Genomic DNA, 21,487 nt, shown 5'->3' with positions numbered 1-21,487 from the left:
ACATAGGATTCGTGGTTTTATAGTTCATCTACAATCTTGTTAGCTCATATCTTTCCCTTTTTTAGCAAAAATAAAAATGCCTATCAAACTGATAAAACATGTGATATAATAAGAACGGCACTAATAATACGCCTTGGAAAAGGAGGTATTACAGATGCTAGAACTTCTCAAAATAGTACTTATCGCAGTCATCGAGAGTATCATCTCATGGCTGGTGACTCGTTGGTTAGACGATCACTTCGACAAGTAACTTTCCTGGTTAGTGCTATCTAACCCAGAAAAAATCCCCTTGGTATTGCAGTACCGAGGGGATTTCTGTTTTAGCACTAAAATGCTAGAACTTCTCAATTCTTATTTATTATCTCACATGTTCTGTTCAATTGTCAAGAAAGAGGTGTTTTATGTCTTTATAATTCATCGGCTAATTTATTTATCTTTCTGAGTCTGTGGTTGACACCACTTTTGGTAAGGGGATTGCTGAGGCTATCTGCTAACTGCTGAATAGAATAGTCTGGATGTTGAATCCGTAGCTGCGCCACTTCTTGCAAATCCACTGGAAGATTTTCTAAGCCCATAATATCTTTGATTTTGCTGATATTGTTGATAGTCTTCATGCTGGCAGAAACTGTCCGAGCGATATTAGCCGTTTCAGCATTATTAGCCCGATTGAGGTCATTACGAGTTTCCCGCAAAATCTTTACTCTCTCAAAATCATCACGCGCCTCCATGGCTCCGATTACTATAAGAAAGTCCATAATATCTTCGGCACGCTGGAGATAGGTCACAGCCCCCTTCTTACGCTCAAGCACCTTAGCATCCAGTAAAAACTGCTGGAGAAGGGAGGCAATCCCTTGCGCGTGGTCCAGATAAACAGAACTGATTTCCAACTGGTACTTGCCTGACTCAGGGTCACGAATGCTTCCATTTGCCAAGAAAGCACCACAGAGATAGGCACGCCCTGCTTCCTCGTCCGATAAAATCGCCTCATCAATACCTGTTTCTAGGCCAAAGAAAGAATCTGCCAAATGTAAATCACTTAACAAGTCCTGCACCTTTTCATCTGTAAATACAGTATAGACGCGATTCTTGCGAAGATTGCTTCTTTGGTGGTGGCGAATTTCCGATTTGATTTCATAGAAATGGAGAAAGGACTCATAGAGGTGACGAGCCAGTTTGGCATTTTCTGTCACGACAGACAAGGTCAGGCCCGAGGTCGAGAGACCGATGCTACCAGACATCTTGATAATGGCAGATAATTCATGTCTGCTTAGATGGTGTTGACCTAGGATTTCTTCTTTTACTGCTACTGTGAAACTCATTTTCTCACCTGTATAATCCGCATCAACTCATCCACGAGCAAATCCCCATCGTGAAAGGCACCCCCATTTTCCAGGCGAAGGAAGTTGGATGAAATCACACGCGGAACTTGCTTACAAAGACCTGCAAAATCATGTTCCACCTGCACCAAGTATTCATCAAAGCGGTTGGAATTCATGTATTCCTGAGGCACTTTTTCGATATTCACCAATACAGTATCGATAAAAGGTCGACCAAGATGACGATGCAAGACTTCCACATGGTCGCTATCTGTAAAGTGTTCTGTCTCCCCACGTTGGGTCATGATATTACAGACATAGGCGATTTCTGCCTTGGTTTCCAAAAGCGCCTGCCCGATTTCCTTAATCACGATATTGGGCAAAATCGAGGTAAAGAGGGAACCAGGTCCTAGGACAATCATGTCACTTTCAAGAATGGTCTGCACTACTCGACGACTGGCCAGAGGCGTATCATCGTTGAGGGTATTGGTTACATAAACATGGTCAATCATGCCTGGATGGTCTGCAATATGACTCTCTCCAGCTACTTCTGTCCCATCCTGGAAGACTGCATGCAGGGTCAAAGGATGGTCACTGGAAGGATAAATCTTTCCAGTTGTATGGAAAAATTTGCTCAATAACTGCATGGCATTATAGGTCGAACCCTGCATTTCTGACAGACCAGCGATGATGAGATTTCCCAATGGATGGCCAGCAAAGGCTCCAGCATCTTCAGAAAAGCGATACTGAAAGACCTTCTCATAAAACTTAGGCATATCCGACATTGCCACAAGGACATTGCGAAGATCACCTGGCGGTGTCAACTGCTGCATATTTTTTCGGAGTTCACCTGAAGAACCACCATCATCTGCCACCGTTACGATAGCAGCGATTTCCACATCTTTTTCACGCAGACTTTTAAGAATGACGGGGATCCCAGTCCCTCCACCAATCACCGTTATCTTTGGTTTTCTCATGAACGGTTTACCGTTTCCTTTCTTCGGTCTTTGTCGCGATGCCCTTCATTGACAGGCCAAGTCTTGGATAAGTCCTGCGCCAAGCGTTTAGCAAAGGCCACACTACGGTGTTGTCCACCCGTACAACCCATGGCAATAGTCAAAACAGACTTCCCTTCCTTTTGGTAACTTGGCAAAATCGGCTCAATCAAAGCCAACAAATGTTGATAAAAGTCTTCTGACTCAGGATGATTCATGACATAGTCATAAACTGGTTCATCCACACCCGTTTGGTTTCTCAGTTCTGGAAGATAATATGGATTTGGTAAAAAACGCACATCAAAGACTAAATCTGCATCAATCGGGATTCCATATTTAAAGCCAAAAGACATAACTTCGATACGGAAAGACTGGGCTTGTTCTTGATCTGAAAACTGCTCTGCAATGGTTTTACGCAGCTCACGAGGAGTGAGTTCAGTCGTATCCACCACATTTTGACTCATATTTTTCAAAGGCGCCAAGAGTTCACGTTCCAGCTTGATTCCATCCAAAATCCGTCCATCTGCAGCTAGTGGGTGACTCCGTCTAGTTTCCTTGTAACGTGCGACCAATTCCTTATCTGCTGCGTCCAAAAAGAGAATTTTAAAATCCAGTTCTTCCTTGTTTTCCAACTCATCCAAAACAGCTTGAATCTCTGAAAAGAAAGAACGGCTACGCATATCCACTACCAAAGCCAACTTATGGTCGTCTTCCTTTGTTTCAACCAACTGCAAAAACTTAGGCAAGAGAGCTGGCGGCATATTATCAATAGTAAAATAACCTAGATCCTCGAAGGACTGAATGGCCACGGTTTTCCCTGCACCACTCATCCCTGTCACAATCACTAAGTGAAGTTGTTTCTTTGTCATCTATCTCTCCTTATATCAAAAGAAGTTTGGCAACACCAAACTTCAACTAGCTTATCCAATCTCTGCGATGACTTCGATTTCGACTTTTACATCACGAGGAAGACGAGCTACCTCCACAGCTGAACGAGCTGGAAATTCCTCTTTAAAGGCCGTTTGGTAAACCTCATTAAAAGGAACAAAGTCGTTCATATCACTCAAGAAGCAAGTTGTTTTGACAACATGGTCAAAGTCTGTTCCTGCTTCTGCCAAAATAGCACCGATGTTTTTTAAGACTTGTTCTGTCTGTTCTTGAATCGTTTCTCCAACGATTTCCCCAGTTTGAGGAGAGAGAGGAACTTGACCGCTAGCAAACAAAAGATTGCCAACGATTTTTCCTTGAACATAAGGCCCGATAGCCTTTGGAGCTTTGTCTGTATGAATTGTTTTTGCCATTTTCTTTTCCTCACAATTTTTCTAAGATTGCATCCCAAGCCTCATCCATCCCTGCCTTGCTGACAGATGAAAAGAGGATGAAGTCGTCACTTGGGTCAAAGTTTAATTTCTTTTTGATTGCTGATTCGTGCTTGTTCCATTTACCACGAGGAATCTTGTCCGCCTTGGTCGCAACGATGATAACCGGAATCTCATAATATTTGAGAAATTCGTACATCTGTACATCATCTGCTGACGGGTCATGACGAAGGTCAACTAAACTGACTACCGCACGGAGATTTTCCCGAGTCGTTAGGTACTCCTCAATCATGCGCCCCCACTTTTCACGTTCCTTTTTAGAAACGCGGGCATAGCCATAACCAGGCACATCCACAAAGCGCATCTTGTCATCAATGTTAAAGAAGTTGAGTAACTGGGTTTTACCAGGTTTCCCTGATGTACGAGCCAGATTCTTACGGTTCAGCATGGTATTGATAAAGCTAGATTTACCAACATTTGAACGCCCTGCAAGAGCGATTTCTGGTAGTTCGTCCTGCGGATAGTGGGATTTATTAGCCGCACTGAGCAAGATTTCAGCATTGTGTGTATTAAGTTCCATAGTCACCCCTAAGCTGTTTCCAGGATTGGTTTATCCGTTCCATCGACAGCTTCTTTTGTGATGCGAACCAATTTCACATTTTCCTGACTCGGTACTTCAAACATGACATCTAGCATGGTTTCTTCAATAATCGAACGAAGACCACGCGCACCAGTTTTGCGTTCGATGGCTTTATTGGCAATCTCTTGAAGAGCTTCGTCGTCAAATTCCAACTCGACATCATCATAAGAAAGCAAGGTTTGATATTGTTTGACCAAGGCATTTCTTGGCTCTTTCAAGATGCGAACCAGGTCATCAACCGTCAATTGCTCAAGAGCTGCAAAGACAGGCAAGCGTCCAATCAACTCAGGGATAATACCGAATTTTTGAATATCTTCCGCGATGATTTCTTGCATGTAGGAGCTGTTTTCGTCAATCGCCTTGTTATTTTGACCAAATCCGATGACTTTTTCTCCCAGACGTTGTTTGACGATTTCTTCAATACCATCAAAGGCACCACCCACAATGAAGAGGATATTCTTGGTATCTACTTGAATCATCTCTTGTTGTGGATGCTTGCGTCCACCTTGAGGCGGCACGCTAGCAACGGTTCCCTCAATAATCTTAAGAAGGGCTTGTTGCACCCCTTCACCAGAAACGTCACGTGTGATAGACACGTTTTCGCTCTTCTTGGCAATCTTGTCAATTTCATCCACGTAGATAATCCCACGCTCTGCGCGCTCAATGTTAAAGTCAGCGGCCTGCAAGAGTTTGAGGAGGATATTTTCCACGTCCTCACCCACATAACCAGCCTCAGTAAGAGCTGTCGCATCCGCAATCGCAAAAGGTACATTCAAGCTCTTAGCCAAGGTCTGGGCAAGGAATGTTTTCCCTGAACCAGTTGGGCCAATCATCAATATGTTTGACTTCTGCAAATCCACATCTTCTGACTCTTCACGCGTATCGTGGAAATTGATGCGTTTGTAATGATTGTAAACTGCTACTGCTAAAGCACGTTTAGCACGATCTTGACCGATTACATAGTGGTTCAAGATATGGAGGAGTTCGATTGGTTTTGGAACTTCAGACAAGTCTGCCAAAACTTCCTCAGCCAACTCCTCCCGAATGATTTCCTGGGCTAACTCCACACATTCATTACAGATAAAGGCGTTATTGCCTGCGATTATTTTTTGTACTTCTTCTTGGCTTTTGCCGCAAAATGAGCAATAAACCATCATATCATTATTCCTATTTGTAGGCATGATTTCCTTCCGTTCTATTCTATACTATCATTCTATCTAAAATAAGGTCATGTAAAAGGCATGGACACTATTGACCAAATTGGTAAAGGCATTTAACCAGAGCAGAACAGAAAGTCCATAGCGCTTTTTACGAAAAGCCTGTGCTCCTGCAAGCAAGCAGACCAAACACAGCATGGCTGTGAAAAAACCAAATATACTACGTTCCATTAGACTTCCTTTCTCTTGCGGTATTGGATGGTAAAATCATAAGGATTTTTCTCATCTTTGCTATAGGATTTGCTTGAAACTGTCTCAAAAAGAGACAGATCAAACTCTTCAGGAAAATAGGTATCTCCCTCCACCCGAGTATGAATGTGAGTCACAATCACTTCATCCAAATAGGGTTCAAAAGCCTGAAAAATCTGCTTCCCACCGATAATATAGAGATTCTTGTCTTGACCCTGATACCAGTCAAGAACAGACTGGACATCCTGAAAAGTAACAACCTCGTCTATCTTTTCTTCTGGGTTACGAGTCAAAATCAGTGTCTCCCGTTTTGGAAGCAAGCGACGTCCCATCCCATCAAAGGTCACACGCCCCATCAAGATAGCATGATTCAGAGTTGTTTCTTTGAAGTGTTGCAATTCTGCTGGCAAATACCAGGGCAGACGATTGTCCTTACCAATCACACCCTCTTCATCCTGGGCCCAAATAGCTACGATTTTCTTAGTCATGCTTCCATCCTTTTCACTGATAGTACTATTTTATCAAAAAACTCAAAAAAAGACTGGTTTGGAATAGCTTACAGAATAGAAAAAATCTGTAAGAAATTTCCTACAGATTTATATATGTTTCTATTGTTTCTTACAAACCAGGTGCTTGTCCAAGTTCTGCTGCAAGCATCCAGACTGTTTTTTCAAGGTCAGCCTTAGCTCCAACAAAGATATCATTGGTTACATCATCGCCTTCTTTATCTGTCACATCCAAAGCTTCTTGGAAAAGAGTGATGAGGTAACGATAAATTTCAAGGACACGTTCCAAACTTTCTTCTACATTGCGGAACTCTCCAACTTCTTCTTCGATTTCACTGTTTTGAAGGAATTCTGTCAATGTAGAGAATGGGCTTCCACCAAGTGTAATCAAGCGTTCGCTGATTTCATCCAAGTGACCATCAAGAGCATCCATGTACTCATCCATTTTTGGATGCCATACAAGGAAACCACGACCACGCATGTACCAGTGTACTTGGTGCAAAGCCACGTGAGCCACGTATAAATCAGCAACAGCTTGATTCAATACTTCCTTTGTTTTTGCCAATGCTACTGGCGCTGATTTTGTTAATGATGCTACATCTTTTACTGCTTCTTTTTTCAATTCTACCATTTTCTTTACCTCGTTCATTATTTTTTGTAACCACTTCTTAATGATCACTACTTTAGTATACCACTAAGAAAAACCAATAGCAAGCCAAATGACCCACATGAGAAAAGTTGCAATAGACTGATAATTTAAGAATTTTTTAGAGAATATTAGAGTCAATTTCATGTCTATTTACTTTAATAGAGAAAAGAAAAAGAATATACAAACTTCTAGCAAACTGAATAAAAGCTCTTAGATAGTGTATTATTGAGCTACGATATTTCCTAAATAGACTGTCAACAAAATAGGAAACTAGCCGCAGATTGCTCAAAACACTATTTTGAGGTTGTAGATGGAACTGACGAAGTCAGCTCAAAACACTGTTTTGAGGTTGTGGATAGAACTGACGAAGTCAGTAACCATACGCACGTCAAGGCGACGTTGACGTGGTTTGAAGAGACTTTTGGAGAGTATTGACTCAGGAAACGCATACTAACAAAGTGTTAAACAGCACAAGAACGACCTTGCCCCTCTTGAAATGAGGAACAAGGCCGTTACTTAATCTTTTTTTATTCGATCATTCACTTGATAGAAAACGGTTTTCTTCTAGAGATTTCATTTTTAAGAAACTGTCTAGCCAGGACTTTTCTCATTAGCCATCCCATGATGATCTTATCAAGTATAGTATCCATAGATATCAAATACTCATAACTTAAAGACTGAGAAAACTACCATAAAATTTAATTGAAGAAATATAAAATTCCTTATTTCTTAAAGATAGACTGTCTGAAATCATCTGTCTCACGAAGATAGGCGTTGTAAATCTTTTTCTTGAGCAAGTTAACCCAACTAGCTTCAACACGACTAGTCGCATTGGTAATGTTACCTACATCCTCTGCTACTGCTTCATCCATCAATTTCTGCATCTCTGCGTAAGAACGAATAGTTACTTTCTTAGTACTATTTGGATTTCTAAGTTCGTACTCAATAGTGATCGGCTTAAGCTTGGTCAGCTGATCAATCCGTTCCTTATACATGGCCTTCTTGAAAGCTACCCAAGAGTCATATTCGCCCTTAAATACATTTTCCAAAACTTTTTGGTCTGTCACTAGACCTACATCCCTTCCAGACCATCCGTCCCACGTTTTCTTACCTTCATCAAAGGCTTCCTTAGAGTACTTACCAGAAACATAAGGAACAAATCCTTCATGATATCCCTTGGCTGCCAGTAGCTCATAAGCTGTACGTCGGAACATAACATCCCCTGGAGCCCCTTTAGGATTGCTCAATGCTGAGTAGATTGGTGAGAAGAGACTAAGACTGAGGTAGCCATTCCGTCCATATTTACCACTATCCCTGTTCTCCCGACGTGTGATTACATCATTCTCAATCAAAGAGTAGAAACTAGTCAACTGCTTAATTTCCTCTGCAGTGAAGGTTCTGGTCTGGTTACCAGCATGGGTTTCCTTACCATACTTATCTGTAATGTAGTAATTCTCCATCTTTCTGAACCACTGAAGTTTCGCATCATCACTCTGCTTCAGTATAGAAGTACCTTCTAGGTAATCTAGGGTGTAGATCATGTCAAACATACCATGAACATAATGTTGCAGGTCTGCTGCATTTTGAACACGTTCCTTGAAATTATAGGTATGCATACGTGTCTTAGAATCCTTGTCTACCTTGAAGAGAGTATTGAGTGTAATGGTTGGTTCATCTGCGCTCGGCGATGACTGCAAGAGCCCGCGAGCATAGAGTTCTGCACCTAGTCCCTCACGGCGGCCATAACCTTCAAAGTAAATTGCACCGTCAGAATTATGGGTCATCTCATGCGTGTAGACTGAGTTACCATAGTCTTCTAGCAATTTAGCAGCATCAAAGTGGGTTACGCTTCCCGTAGCATAGGCATTATAGCCCTTGCTTGGATACCACTTGCCGGCTGGTCCGAAGAACTCCTGCATAGCCAGAGATTTTTTGTCATTAGCTGGAGCCCAATATTTTTGACCATTCTTGTCAACCAATGAGAATCCATCGTAAACCAGAACTGAACGGAAAAGTTTGTCCTTGCTTTCTGGACTGAGAATTTTATACCAGAAATCATAGTGATCACGTTGCCATTCAGCAGACTTTCTAACACGTTCTTCGACATATTCAACTAGTTCTGCATCTGTGCGGACCCTGTTATTAGCATCAATACGATAGCGATCATAAGTCCCCATAGAAATAGTGGACATATTAGAGATAGCATAGACACCCTTCTCCGTCATGGTCAATAGTGGCAGGAGCATGCCCTTATATTCCCAATTATCGGCGGTAATCTTGTCATAAACACCTACAGAGTACTTGCTCTTGCCCACAGCTGCATCCTGAAGCTGTCTAGCCTCTGCCACATCCGACTTAGACTCTACGATATAAGCTTTTGTATTGGTCTTGAGCCATTCATTATTGGTCTTGTATGGTAAGAAGAGCTGACGGTAATTTTCTAAATAATTGAAAAGTCCACGCTTACCAGTCGCTTCAGAGAGAGAACTATCATAAGCTAAATGATTGTTCTTTGCTTTAAGATTATTCATTCCTGACTGACCTAATGAAATAATGGTATCTATCGTTGAAGCACTATGATTTCCAAAGAAATCAAACTTATAAGCAGATAAATCTTTGACATTAATATTATCATAATTAATATTATACCAACGGTTAAGATAGGTAAGGCCAAGTAAGAAGGCTTCCTTATTATCTTTAATCTTCCGAGCTACATAGTCAGCAACAACATTGCCTTCAGTATTGATTGACGTATCCATAGCCAGCACTTTGCGTAACTCTTCTGAGAGCTTGGTCTTGACTTGTTCAAAGGATGTATCAAGATAAAGATCATCCAAGGAAGTGTCAGCATTTACACCTAAAACAGTTCGCATGGCTGGTGAGTCAAGAACTACCTTATTCAACTCTGGCAGTACTTGATTCAGAACTCTGCTATAGTCTGATAAGAAAGCTTCAGGTGTATAAAGAAGATCTAAGCCATTTACAGTGTATTCTGCAATTGCTTGGTTCTTAAACTCTCCTTTATAAGTCAGATTCAGGTAATCAACTGTATTATCCTCGAAGTGTAACATCAAACGGTCAATAGATGCCTTATTACTATTAATATCAGTGATAATCTGGTCACCTTTCATTGGAACAACATCCAACAAATATTCTGTATTGAGCTTATGATGATCTGGGAGTTTATTTCCATAGCTAATGATTGTCTCCTTGTTGTAGAACGGAAGGAGTTTTTCCATATTAGAATAAGCTATCAGACGATCTTCTCGAGCATTCTTCTCTTGGGCATAGTTAACAGAATAGAGGTTAAGATTCGTGTCTTCTAGATTTGTCGTAATATCTAAACTAGCTAGCTTCTCTTCTGCCTCGTTCAGAGTCAGTGTTGAAGTGACAAACTTGTCATTTTCCAGCGTTTGATTTCCTTCAACGGCATAAGCTTCTGTAATACGATCATTATTGTAGGCTTGATCTCCAGAAATACTATAAACATTCGTACCACTAATATTACTGATCACATTGTCAACCAAACCATTAAAGTAATTGGACCCTACGATACCGCCAATCTGACCATTCTTAGTAGTATTTTGAATCTTTCCAGTTACATAAGAACGACTGATACGGGCATTGTTCTCCAAACGACCGACCAAACCGCCGAATCGTTGGTTGTTGGCTCTAGCGCCTGCTAAGATGGTCACATCTGCTCTGCTTTGACTGAGCAAGGAATCTCCTCCCTTAAGATTAGCAACCAAACCACCAACATTATATTCTTTGCCCTGTTTCTCGTTTGCCTGGATGACACCAGTGAAGGAACTGTTAGAAATTTGTGTGTTTGTTGCATTAACTACCAACCCTGCCACATTAGAAGCATTACCTATCACCGATACTTTACCTTGGACAGAAACGTCTGTAATTCGAGCATTTTCTGCACTCCGAGCTAAGGCAGCAGAGTCATAGCTACCCACAATATTGACATCCTTCAAATCCATACCGGAAATAGAAGAACCACTCTTGAGGTTTTCGAACAAAGGCTTAGCTAGATTATAGATGGCATACTGCTTACCATTATGATTGCCAGTCAGACTACCTGTGAAGTTCCCTCTAAGATAAACATAATCCGCAGGTGCCAGACTAACCTCACTGGCATCCAAATCAGCTCCCAAAACATAATTACTAGCCATATTTTTCTTCATAGCATCTATCAATCCAGCAAAGCTAGTGTAAACATTTTGCTGACTAGGAACTGCCTTACTGACATAGAAGTCGTAGCCAGACTTATAGCCTGTCTCACCTTCTTGAACCAACTCAGGCAACGAGACTGTTACCCTGTATACATCTTTTCCGTCTTTTTGGATTTCAGAAATACTGTGAACTGGGAGAAGCATTTCCTTAGCTTCACTTGATTTGACTTTGACAAAGTAGTTTGACAAATCTTTAGGCATGGAACTCATTGATACCAGTCGCTTGTATTGGTCATTATCTTTACTGTAAAACTCAACTGAATCAACATCTCGGAAGGAGATCTTCTTATATTCGAGTTCAAATTCACGGCTGTCTGTTTCAAATTCAGTGACACTACCATTGTCCAGCTCATATGTCAGCTTGGTTTTCAAAGTATAAGCTGTGTAGTAATCCAACTCTCCAATCTTTAGACTGTCATCGAAATTAGTGATTGGAAGAGTACGAACAAGCTTATCCCCCTGATATAATTCTGCAGTGGCTGAACGGAAGGATTTTGTTTGGTCTTTCAAGCTATATTGGATCGCAACAGACTTATCATCTGCATTTTCAGTCAGGCTTAGAATCGAAACTATTGGCTTGACTTTTGACACTCCATTGAGTGCTTCTTTGGCGGCTTGCAGACTAGCAAGAGCTTGATTGACTTGTACTTGTGTGGCCGTTTGACTATTCAGAACTATTTCTGACTTGGCTAATTGGTCTGTATAAACTGTCTTCTTATCCAAATCAGCATTCTTATATTTAGCAGAAGTTTTAACAGTGACATTTAAATCGTACTCAGTCTGAAGAGCCGTTTTGACAACCTCAAGACCACTCAATTGCGCCTTAGCCTGTTTGATTTGTTCCACCAGTTGATTGATTTCTGCTTGACTAGCTTGGGATTGAGTAAGAATCGCCTGACCTGCCATCAATGCAGAATCATAGTTAGATTGATGACTTTGATTATCATTGAAATAACGTGCCTCTGCTTTAATCTGAGCTGCTTCTGTCAATAAATTATGCAGTGTAATTAAGTCGAACTCTTCTAAAGAATCTGCTGTCGGTGATTCTTTCGGAACCATAGTCGGCTTAGCTGTACCAACTTTAACAACCTGGGTAATTGGGGATAAGGTCTCCTCATTTGACAACTCTTGTCGGTCAATTTCCTGACCATTAGAGCTGTAGATACGAGTCTTAATCGTACGCTCTCCTTGAACTCCCGGGGTTACAATGTTACGACTGCCTTGAACAAGTTCGTCCGTTTCTTCTTCACGAACTGAGAAGTTGATTATATCTACTCGAATTTCGTCGGTGAAGGTCAACGGGTACTCTGGAAGAGATTCTGCTGTCGGTGATTCTTTCGGAACCATAGTCGGCTTAGCTGTACCAACTTTAACAACCTGGGTAACTGGGGATAAGGTCTCCTCATTTGACAACTCTTGTCGGTCAATCTCCTGACCATTAGAGCTGTAGATACGAGTCTTAATCGTACGTTCACCTTGAACTCCCGGGGTTACAATGTTACGACTGCCTTGAACAAGTTCGTCCGTTTCTTCTTCACGAACTGCGAAGTTGATTGTATCTACTCGAATTTCGTCGGTGAAGGTCAACGGGTACTCTGGAAGAGATTCTGCTGTCGGTGATTCATTCGGAACCATAGTCGGCTTAGCTGTACCAACTTTAACAACCTGGGTAATTGGGGATAAGGTCTCCTCATTTGACAACTCCTGACGGTCAATTTCCTGGCCATTGGAGCTGTAGATACGAGTCTTAATCGTACGTTCACCTTGAACTCCCGGGGTTACAATGTTACGACTGCCTTGAACAAGTTCGTCCGTTTCTTCTTCACGAACTGCGAAGTTGATTTTTTCTACTCGAATTTCGTCGGTGAAGGTTAACGGATACTCTGGAAGAGATTCTGCTGTCGGTGATTCTTTCGGAACCATGGTCGGCTTAGCTGTACCAACTTTAACAACCTGGGTAATTGGGGATAAGGTCTCCTCATTTGACAACTCTTGTCGGTCAATCTCCTGGTCATTAGAGCTGTAGATACGAGTCTTAATCGTACGCTCTCCTTGAACTCCCGGGGTTACAATGTTACGACTGCCTTCTGTAATCTCATCTGTATATAGCTCGACGATAGAAAAATCTATCTTTTCTATTTTTATAATGTCATTTATACTAAACTTCAACTCAGGAACTTCGTGAACTGGAGCTGTATCTGGACTTGTACCATACTCAGCTAACTCTGGAATTTCGTGAACTGGAGCTGTATCTGGACGTGTGCCATACTCAGCTAACTCTGGAACTTCGTGAACTGGAGCTGTGTCTGAACTTGTGCCATACTCAGCTAACTCTGGAACTTCGTGAACTGGAGCTGTATCTGGACTTGTGCCATACTCGGCTAACTCTGGAATTTCGTGAACTGGAGCTGTATCTGGACTTGTGCCATACTCAGCTAACTCTGGAGCCTCGTGAACTGGAGCTGTATCTGGACTTGTGCCATACTCTACTAACTCTGGAACTTCGCGAACTGGAGCTGTATCTGGACTTGTGCCATACTCAACTAACTCTGGAGCCTCGTGAACTGGAGCTGTATCTGGACTTGTGCCATACTCTACTAACTCTGGAACTTCGTGAACTGGAGCTGTATCTGGACTTGTGCCATACTCAACTAACTCTGGAGCCTCGTGAACTGGAGCTGTATCTGGACTTGTACCATACTCAGCTAACTCTGGAATTTCATGAACTGGAGCTGTATCTGGACTTGTGCCATACTCAGCTAACTCTGGAGCCTCGTGAACTGGAGCTGTATCTGGATTGGTGCCATACTCAGCTAACTCTGGAATTTCGTGAACTGGAGCTGTATCTGGACTTGTGCCATACTCTACTAACTCTGGAACTTCGTGAACTGGAGTTGTAGCCGGACTTGTGCCATACTCAGCTAACTCTGGAACCTCGTGAACTGGAGCTGTGTCCGGACTTGTGCCATACTCAGCTAACTCTGGAATTTCGTGAACTGGAGCTGTGTCTGAACTTGTGCCATACTCTACTAACTCTGGAACTTCATGAACTGGAGCTGTATCTGGATTGGTGCCATAGTCAGCTAACTCTGGAACCTCGTGAACTGGAGCTGTATCTGGACTTGTACCATACTCAACTAACTCTGGAACTTCGTGAACTGGAGCTGTATCTGGACTTGTACCATACTCAGCTAACTCTGGAACTTCGTGAACTGGAGCTGTATCTGGACTTGTGCCATACTCTACTAACTCTGGAACTTCGTGAACTGGAGCTGTATCTGGACTTGTGCCATACTCAGCTAACTCTGGAGCCTCGTGAACTGGAGCTGTATCTGGACTTGTACCATACTCAGCTAACTCTGGAATTTCGTGAACTGGAGCTGTATCTGGACTTGTGCCATACTCAGCTAACTCTGGAACTTCATGAACTGGAGCTGTATCTGGATTGGTGCCATAGTCTACTAATGATTTATTCTTATGAGAAGAAGAAAGGCTATTTCCCCTTTTATCCTCATTCTTTAGATAACCAATATATTCAAAGCCATCAATATGCAAAGGTTTTGGCAGAGATTCTCCAACACCTAAATTTATACTTTGATTATAAGCAGCAAGCTCAATGTTGGTGACAGCCAAGGCAGTTGGAGATAATAACACAGACCCCATTCCTGTCACCAATAAGATAGACGATAAATATCTCTTGCCATTCTTAGCCCGAGCAAATATTAACACCAAGAATGTAAAACCCGCAACTGCAAAAATTGACTCCCAGACACCAGAGTAGCCGGTCTGAGGTAATGCTCCATATCCTAGTTTTTGATCTTTGGGACGATAAACTAAATAATAGCTTTCTGATATCTCTTCAACATGCTTTGGAATCTCTCTGATCAAGATAGACTTCTCTGCTTCAGTTAATTCAGATTCCATTACATAATAGTAGCTCACTTGAGCTGACTGTCCATGTGAAATCTCTGTAGCTTTAACAGGGGATAAATCTCCAGCTATTAAACTACTAAAAAAGAAACTTCCTATAGTAGCCGAGACTAATCCAACTGACAATTTTCTAAAAGAAAAACGCTGACGTTTTTCTCCATAAAACCATTGTTTCATTTTAATTTTTTTCCTCTTAAATATAATATGCCATACTATCTATTTTACCCAATTATAGTTAATTATTCAAATTTTTGATCAATTTTTTTCAGTTTGAAAATACTTTTAAACAACATAATACCAAGTTACAAGCTTTTTAAATTTTCTTAATATAATTGTGAAAATATACAAAATAATGAACTTCTTCACATTGTACAATTTACACTGAATAAACAGAAAAATCAAAGCATATTATATTAAAAAAGTGTTAGAGATTCTTCTTTTTGAAACAAGAGCCAGTATAAATCATGCTTATGTAAGCTTTGAAGACGATTAAGAATTGTTATACTCAATTGTTTTCAACAACCTATCGAAATCGACACAAAAAGTTTGGATTACGAATGAATTTGATTGCTGGCATTATCAACGGTGAACTAGGACTTTAGTTTCGCAGAAAGTCTATTAGAAAACGAGCATCTCCAAGTGTGGAAATACTCGCTTATTTTATGTTTGGAGGCCAGTTTTTCCCAGCTTCCAATATTTTTACAGTTGACAAAGATCTCTATATCGAAATCTCCGTCATAAAAAATTGTATCAATAGGTAGCATAAAATACTTTGACTACAAGTAGATAGTAAAATTTCTTTTAGTTAGTTAACTTGAAACCTCACTTTCTTAAACCTACATCTTAATACCAAACACTGACATCAACACGACCTCGGATTCCTTTTAAGTATTCAGATGAAGTATATTGCCAACCTTTTGAACCTGAATAATGAGGATTATTCCAATCAAGCGCATCCGTATAGGCTGCAACCCAGTTGACATGTTGTAAAATATCTGGATGGTTCAAACGAGTTTGCAAGAGTTGACGATAGCTATAAACTTTCACATTTTGATAACCAGCCTGCTTCATTATTGCCATATACTTATTGATAATCTTGACCCAGATTCCAGTATCACTTGAAGCTCTCTTGGTTTTATTGACATATTCCCAGTTCTCAACATCATAGTAGATAGGATAAGACAAGTTCATATTGTATTTCTTCAAGAGTTCAATAGTTTGTTTTGCATCATTCTCAGCATCAGTCTCATTTTCAGCATAAGTATAGAGGTAAACCCCATAAGGAATTCCAAGACGGTTTAACTCCTTGATATTATAAGCCAATTCCTTATCTTCTACACCGCTATAACCCAAACGAACAATAACACCATCAACCCCGTTTTCCTGGATAACCTTTTGCCAGTCAGTAATACGGCCATTGTGCTCACTGACATCGATGACCTTTTTAACTTGATCAGTCCCAACTTGTTCTTCACGATGGTTAAAGAAGTAACGGTGGCCATTTCGATAAACCCAACCAACATTCAAGGCTTTCTTTTCTTTCAGTTCCCCTGAATCGGCAAAAGTATAGCGAGTATCATCCATGATTAATTCACCAGTCGCCATAGCACCACTTTCTGTCAAATAGTAGTTACCCTGCCACTCATCTTTAGCCATGTAACCCCACTTCTTGAAATAATACCACTTTCCGTCTACCTTTTGCCACTCTTGATTTGCATAAGAACCATCGGACTTAAGATAGAAGTAAGACGAATAGGCTGGATCATAAAGCCATTCATTTTTCATCATGGCACCTTGATCATTTAAGAAATAAGTTCCCTGCCATTGGTTTTTAGCTAAATAACCCCACTTTTTAAAATAGTGCCATTTATCTCCAACAGCGTGCCATTCTTGATTAGCATAAGAACCATCGGACTTCAGGTAAAACCAATTCTTATAGGCATTATCATAAACCCATTCATTTTTGGCCATATAACCGCCTGATTTCAAGTAGTAATTACCCTGCCACTCATTTTGAGCATAACGACCGTCTGACTTAATATAAAACCAAGCCTTATAGTAGTTATCAAAAATCCACTCACTCTTGGCTTTAGAACCATCAGCCTTTACATAATAATCCCCATCCCAGTGGGCAGACGAATTGGTTTTTACTCCTTCGCTCGTTTGAGTTTTATTAGAAGACTGATGTTGCTCTGAACTACTTGAAACTGTCGTTGTATCCTGCGAAGTTTTTGAAACTTCGGTTTCATTCGCAGCGACATGGTTAGTTGCCAACCCGAGTAAACAGAGACTTGCTAATCCAATTTTTCCAATCTTTGTTTTCAATCTTTTCTCTCCTATAAAAAATGGAACAGACATCTGAATGCTGTTCCACCTAGCTTTTGCTACTGATTATTTTACAAAGTCAAGCAAAGCCAAGAAGCTTTCTGCTTCAAGTGACGCACCACCTACAAGGGCACCGTCAACGTCTGGGCAAGCCATGTATGAAGCAACGTTTTCAGGTTTAACAGAACCACCGTATTGAACACGAACCTTGTCTGCAACTTCTTGACCGAAGTCAGCAGCTACAACGTCACGAACAACTTTACACATTTTTTGTGCGTCGTCTTGTGAAGCTGATTTACCAGTACCGATAGCCCAGATTGGCTCGTAAGCGATAACTGATGCAGCAACTTGTTCAGCAGTCAATCCAGCCAATGCAGCAGATACTTGAGCACCTACGAATTCAGCAGCTTTACCAGCTTCGTAAGTTTCAAGTGACTCACCACAACAGATGATTGGAAGCATACCGTTTGCAAAGATTGCTTTTGCTTTTTTATTAATATCTTCGTCAGTTTCATGGAAGTAGTCACGGCGTTCTGAGTGACCGATAACAACGTAGTCAGTACCGATTTCTTTCAAAACTTGTGGGCTTGTTTCACCAGTGAAAGCACCTGCATTTTCAAAGTAGCAGTTTTGAGCAGCAACTTTAAGGTTTGAACCTTTTGCAGCAGCAAGAACAGTTGTCAAATCAAGAGCTGGAGCTGCGATACCTGCTTCAACAAGATCTGATGAAGGAAGTTTTGATGCAACTGCTTCAACGAATGCTTTAGCTTCTTCTGGATTTTTGTTCATTTTCCAGTTACCAGCGATAAATGGTTTACGTGACATTTCACATACCTCTTTTTTCAATTTATTTTCTATTTATTTTATCACAATTAGACACAGCTTGCAAATCTTACTCAAATTTCAAGCCTGCTGACATGGATTAATCCTTCCAGAGATCCATAGCATTTCTGAAATCTGCAGATACCTGTGTCAACTGAGGATTGCTTGCTTCTCTCTCTGCCCGCTTAGCCTCAATTTGAGCCACACTTTTGATACCTTCATGGCGCCAGTTTCTCAAAATAGCCTGAATGTACTTCCAGTTTGGTTTCCCATTCAAAACAGCTTCACGAAGAGCTTCCTTAATCAAGTCAGCACTGGTTCCATCTTCCTTTAGTGTCTTAGTCAAATCCTCAATCTCAAAAGGTGTCAACAAGCGTCCCAACTCCTGCTGGAAGGTTTCTACCAAATCCTTGAGCTGATTTTGAGGTGTCAACTGGTCTGAACTTGAATGAGCAACTCCAAGCAAGTCATCCAAACGTTCCAAAGCCAAGCTAGCATCAAAAAGCAATTCGATTTCACCATTCAATTCGATGGTTCGATACTGAAGCAGTCCCCTCTCTGTCAGATTGGAAATAGCCTGATTGACATCCGAAATTTCCTTGCCAATCCTGTCAGCAATCTGGCTTGGCGACATTTCTTCCAAACCTGTCGTATTTTGCAAATAGAAAAATTGCCAAACCAGAAAATCGTCGCTAGAAGGAAAGAGTTCCTTAAAATGCAAGAGCAGGGCACTCGGTAAAACCAAGTTCCCTGATTTAAAAGCGTCTAAATATGTCATAATTCCTCTTATAAATACCCATATGCAGATGCATCATCTTCTATCTTTCTCCAGTCAAAAGGTGTTTCCTGATAGACCGCATAGTTTACCCAGTTACTGAAAAAGAGGGCTGCTGATGAAGACCAACAAAGACAAGGTGTCTGGTTGACATCATCATCCTTAAAGTAATTTTCTGGAATATGAGGATCTAAACCTGCATCACGATCCCTAAAATACTCTTTTGCCAAGGTATCACGGTCATATTCCAAATGCCCAAAACTATAAATTTCTCGTAAATCCCGACTGGCCAAAATCGAAACCCCAACCTGAGGACCCTCTGATAAAATCTCGAGATTAGTTTTGTTTAAGACCTCTTCCTTAGAAATCTCCGTGTGCCGTGAATGAGGGGAAACGTAGCTATCATCAAAGCCTCTAAAAAGAAGGTGACCCTCTTTTAGGGTGTCCTGAGGATAGATACCCGATAACTTACTGTCCATCTGGTGTTTTTCCACTCCATAGCGTAGATAAAGACCAGCCTGAGCGCCCCAACAGATATGAAGGGTCGAATAAACATGGGTCTTGGACCACTCAAGCACCCGACTAAATTCCTCCCAATAGTCCACTTCCTCAAATGGTAAATGCTCAACTGGGGCCCCAGTAATAATCATCCCATCAAAATACCCATCCTTGACTTCAGGAAAAGTTTTATAAAAGGTCTCCATGTGCTCTGAACGAGTCGTTTTAGAACGATGGCTCTCCATATAGAGAAAATCAATATCCAGTTGCAGGGGCGTATTAGCCAAATGGCGCAACAACTGGGTTTCAGTGACCATTTTCTGTGGCATGAGATTTAAAATTAAAATCTTCAAGGGACGGATATCTTGGTGGGCCGCACGTTGATCATCCATGACAAAGATATTCTCTGTCCGTAAAATCTCAACAGCTGGTAATTTTTTATCAATTCGAATCGGCATAACCCTCTCCTAACTGTACTCTTTCAGGAATAATTGCATGTATTTGAAGCCAAATCTCAAACACTTAGTCCCTTTATTATACTGCAAGAAGATATAGTTTTCAATTATAGTTTTTCTCTAACTAGCTATAGTCTATTTTTATATCCTAATGTAGAGAAAACAGCCCTAGGGACTGTTTTTCATTAATAATGCATAAGAACTTTGTAATCGTAGTCACCAATTTTTTCACGGCCGTTCAATTCATCCAATTCAACAAGGAAGGCACAACCTGCCACAACACCGCCAAGTTTTTCAATCATCTCGATGGTTGCCTTAACAGTTCCACCTGTTGCTAAGAGGTCATCTACAATAAGAACACGTTGACCTGGCTTGATGGCATCCGCGTGCATAGTCAAGGTATCAACACCGTACTCTTTTTCATAGTCAGCAGAAATGACTTCGCGTGGCAATTTTCCTGGCTTACGAACAGGCGCAAAACCAATTCCCAACTCAAAAGCAACAGGACAACCCACGATAAATCCACGAGCCTCAGGTCCTACGATCATATCAATTTTCTTGTCAGTAGCATATTGAACGATTTCACGAACAGCATAGCTATAAGCATTTCCATCAGCCATCAAAGGACTGATATCACGGAAAGTAATACCTTCCTTAGGATAATTTTCAATTGTTGCAATGTAATCTTTTAAATTCATCTTTTTCTTTCTTTCAAAGTTTTTTACTCCCTATTATACCATATTTTCTAGTAAAGAAGGAAGAGAAAACAGTATTTCATTTGCTCCTCACCCTATAAGCCAAATAAGACAACCATTTTATAGAGACTATAACTTACATACAAAAACGAGCACTTTCGTACTCGTCCTCTGATATAAACTACTGATTAAAGTGAGTTAACGTCAACCTTGATACCAACACCTTGAGTAGTTGTGATTGTCAAGCTTGTTACGTAAGTTCCTTTAGCAGTAGCTGGTTTAGCTTTTTGGATTGTTTCGTTAAATGCTTTGAAGTTTTCAACCAACTTGTCAGCTTCAAATGAAACTTTACCGATGATCGCTTGTACGATACCTGCACGGTCCGCACGGTAAGTGATTTTACCACCTTTAGACTCTTCAACTGCTTTAGCAACATCCATTGTTACAGTACCAGTTTTAGGGTTTGGCATCAAGTTACGTGGTCCAAGGACACGTCCAAGACGTCCAACAAGAGCCATCATGTCAGGTGTTGCGATAACTACGTCGAAGTCCAACCAACCGTCGTTGATTTTAGCAACAAGGTCGTCTTCACCAACGAAGTCTGCACCAGCAGCTTTTGCTTCTTCAGCTTTTGCACCACGTGCAAATACAAGAACGCGAGCTGTTTTACCAGTACCGTTTGGCAATACCATTGCTCCACGGATTTGTTGGTCAGCTTTTTTAACGTCAATGTTCAAGTTGTAAGCAACTTCTACAGTTGCATCGAATTTTGCAAAGTTAGTTTCTTTTGCAAGAGCTACAGCTTCTTCAACGCTGTATGCTTTTGTGCTGTCGATCTTCTCAAGAGCAGCACGAAGTTGTTTGCTTTTTTTAGCCATTTTCTATTCTCCTTGTAAGTGGTTCAATCGATTTTCATCT

16 protein-coding genes and 1 pseudogene are annotated in these 21,487 nt (G+C 41.0%); 1 reads left to right on the top strand and 16 read right to left on the bottom strand.

Features of this window, described 5'->3' with window-relative positions:
* Positions 1–407 precede the first annotated feature (407 nt).
* From whiA to ACORHU_RS02625, 10 genes are all read right to left on the bottom strand, one after another.
* Positions 408–1,319 (bottom strand): DNA-binding protein WhiA, encoded by a 912-nt coding sequence (gene whiA, locus ACORHU_RS02670; RefSeq protein ID WP_434364698.1) that lies wholly within the window; start codon positions 1,317–1,319, stop codon positions 408–410.
* On the bottom strand, positions 1,316–2,293 hold the full coding sequence (locus ACORHU_RS02665) for a YvcK family protein (protein ID WP_042901353.1): 978 nt from the start codon (positions 2,291–2,293) through the stop codon (positions 1,316–1,318). Before ACORHU_RS02665 ends, whiA begins: the two co-directional genes overlap by 4 nt.
* A complete protein-coding gene (gene rapZ, locus ACORHU_RS02660; RefSeq protein ID WP_045604652.1) occupies positions 2,290–3,180 on the bottom strand; it encodes an RNase adapter RapZ in 891 nt (296 codons plus the stop codon). Before rapZ ends, ACORHU_RS02665 begins: the two co-directional genes overlap by 4 nt.
* A 51-nt stretch (positions 3,181–3,231) precedes the next feature.
* A complete protein-coding gene (locus tag ACORHU_RS02655; RefSeq protein WP_434364697.1) occupies positions 3,232–3,612 on the bottom strand; it encodes a RidA family protein in 381 nt (126 codons plus the stop codon).
* A gap of 10 nt (positions 3,613–3,622) precedes the next feature.
* Positions 3,623–4,210 (bottom strand): ribosome biogenesis GTP-binding protein YihA/YsxC, encoded by a 588-nt coding sequence (gene yihA / locus ACORHU_RS02650; RefSeq protein ID WP_000422605.1) that lies wholly within the window; start codon positions 4,208–4,210, stop codon positions 3,623–3,625.
* An 8-nt stretch (positions 4,211–4,218) separates the two neighbouring features.
* Positions 4,219–5,451: an ATP-dependent Clp protease ATP-binding subunit ClpX gene (gene clpX, locus ACORHU_RS02645; RefSeq protein WP_012972566.1), complete on the bottom strand. Its 1,233-nt coding sequence runs from the start codon at positions 5,449–5,451 to the stop codon at positions 4,219–4,221.
* Between the two features lie 36 nt (positions 5,452–5,487).
* Complete coding sequence (locus ACORHU_RS02640) at positions 5,488–5,658, bottom strand: hypothetical protein (RefSeq protein WP_000442261.1); 171 nt, start codon at positions 5,656–5,658, stop codon at positions 5,488–5,490.
* A complete protein-coding gene (locus tag ACORHU_RS02635; RefSeq protein ID WP_247934584.1) occupies positions 5,658–6,164 on the bottom strand; it encodes a dihydrofolate reductase in 507 nt (168 codons plus the stop codon). The genes ACORHU_RS02640 and ACORHU_RS02635 overlap by 1 nt, the downstream gene beginning before the upstream one ends.
* A gap of 130 nt (positions 6,165–6,294) precedes the next feature.
* Positions 6,295–6,813: a Dps family protein gene (locus ACORHU_RS02630; protein WP_000229863.1), complete on the bottom strand. Its 519-nt coding sequence runs from the start codon at positions 6,811–6,813 to the stop codon at positions 6,295–6,297.
* A 740-nt stretch (positions 6,814–7,553) separates the two neighbouring features.
* Positions 7,554–15,176 carry an SIALI-17 repeat-containing surface protein gene (locus ACORHU_RS02625; protein ID WP_434364696.1) on the bottom strand — a complete coding sequence of 2,541 codons (7,623 nt, stop codon included), beginning with the start codon at positions 15,174–15,176 and terminating at the stop codon, positions 7,554–7,556.
* 329 nt (positions 15,177–15,505) lie between these two features.
* Here ACORHU_RS02625 and ACORHU_RS02620 point away from each other — a divergent pair.
* Positions 15,506–15,601: pseudogene (locus ACORHU_RS02620) on the top strand (IS5/IS1182 family transposase); the annotation flags it as partial.
* Between the two features lie 241 nt (positions 15,602–15,842).
* Here ACORHU_RS02620 and lytC read toward each other — a convergent pair.
* The 6 genes from lytC to rplA all read right to left on the bottom strand — a co-directional run bounded on the left by lytC (position 15,843) and on the right by rplA (position 21,447).
* Positions 15,843–17,357: a choline binding-anchored murein hydrolase LytC gene (gene lytC / locus ACORHU_RS02615; protein WP_434364695.1), complete on the bottom strand. Its 1,515-nt coding sequence runs from the start codon at positions 17,355–17,357 to the stop codon at positions 15,843–15,845.
* 33 nt (positions 17,358–17,390) lie between these two features.
* Positions 17,391–18,149, bottom strand: coding sequence for a triose-phosphate isomerase (gene tpiA, locus ACORHU_RS02610; protein WP_000087893.1), 759 nt, complete (start codon positions 18,147–18,149; stop codon positions 17,391–17,393).
* A 97-nt stretch (positions 18,150–18,246) separates the two neighbouring features.
* Positions 18,247–18,924: a DnaD domain-containing protein gene (locus tag ACORHU_RS02605; RefSeq protein WP_049534075.1), complete on the bottom strand. Its 678-nt coding sequence runs from the start codon at positions 18,922–18,924 to the stop codon at positions 18,247–18,249.
* A gap of 8 nt (positions 18,925–18,932) precedes the next feature.
* Entirely contained in the window at positions 18,933–19,877 is a 945-nt protein-coding gene (gene metA, locus ACORHU_RS02600; RefSeq protein ID WP_434364694.1) for a homoserine O-acetyltransferase MetA, read from the bottom strand.
* A gap of 182 nt (positions 19,878–20,059) precedes the next feature.
* A complete protein-coding gene (locus ACORHU_RS02595; protein WP_001049318.1) occupies positions 20,060–20,572 on the bottom strand; it encodes an adenine phosphoribosyltransferase in 513 nt (170 codons plus the stop codon).
* A gap of 185 nt (positions 20,573–20,757) precedes the next feature.
* Positions 20,758–21,447 carry a 50S ribosomal protein L1 gene (gene rplA / locus ACORHU_RS02590; protein ID WP_001085672.1) on the bottom strand — a complete coding sequence of 230 codons (690 nt, stop codon included), beginning with the start codon at positions 21,445–21,447 and terminating at the stop codon, positions 20,758–20,760.
* Between the last annotated feature and the right edge of the window lie 40 nt (positions 21,448–21,487).

The sequence above is a fragment of the Streptococcus sp. KHUD_015 genome (assembly GCF_051106265.1).
Lineage (GTDB): Bacteria > Bacillota > Bacilli > Lactobacillales > Streptococcaceae > Streptococcus.
Note: the sequence above shows the minus strand (reverse complement) of the source record. Positions and strands in the feature narration are given on the sequence as shown.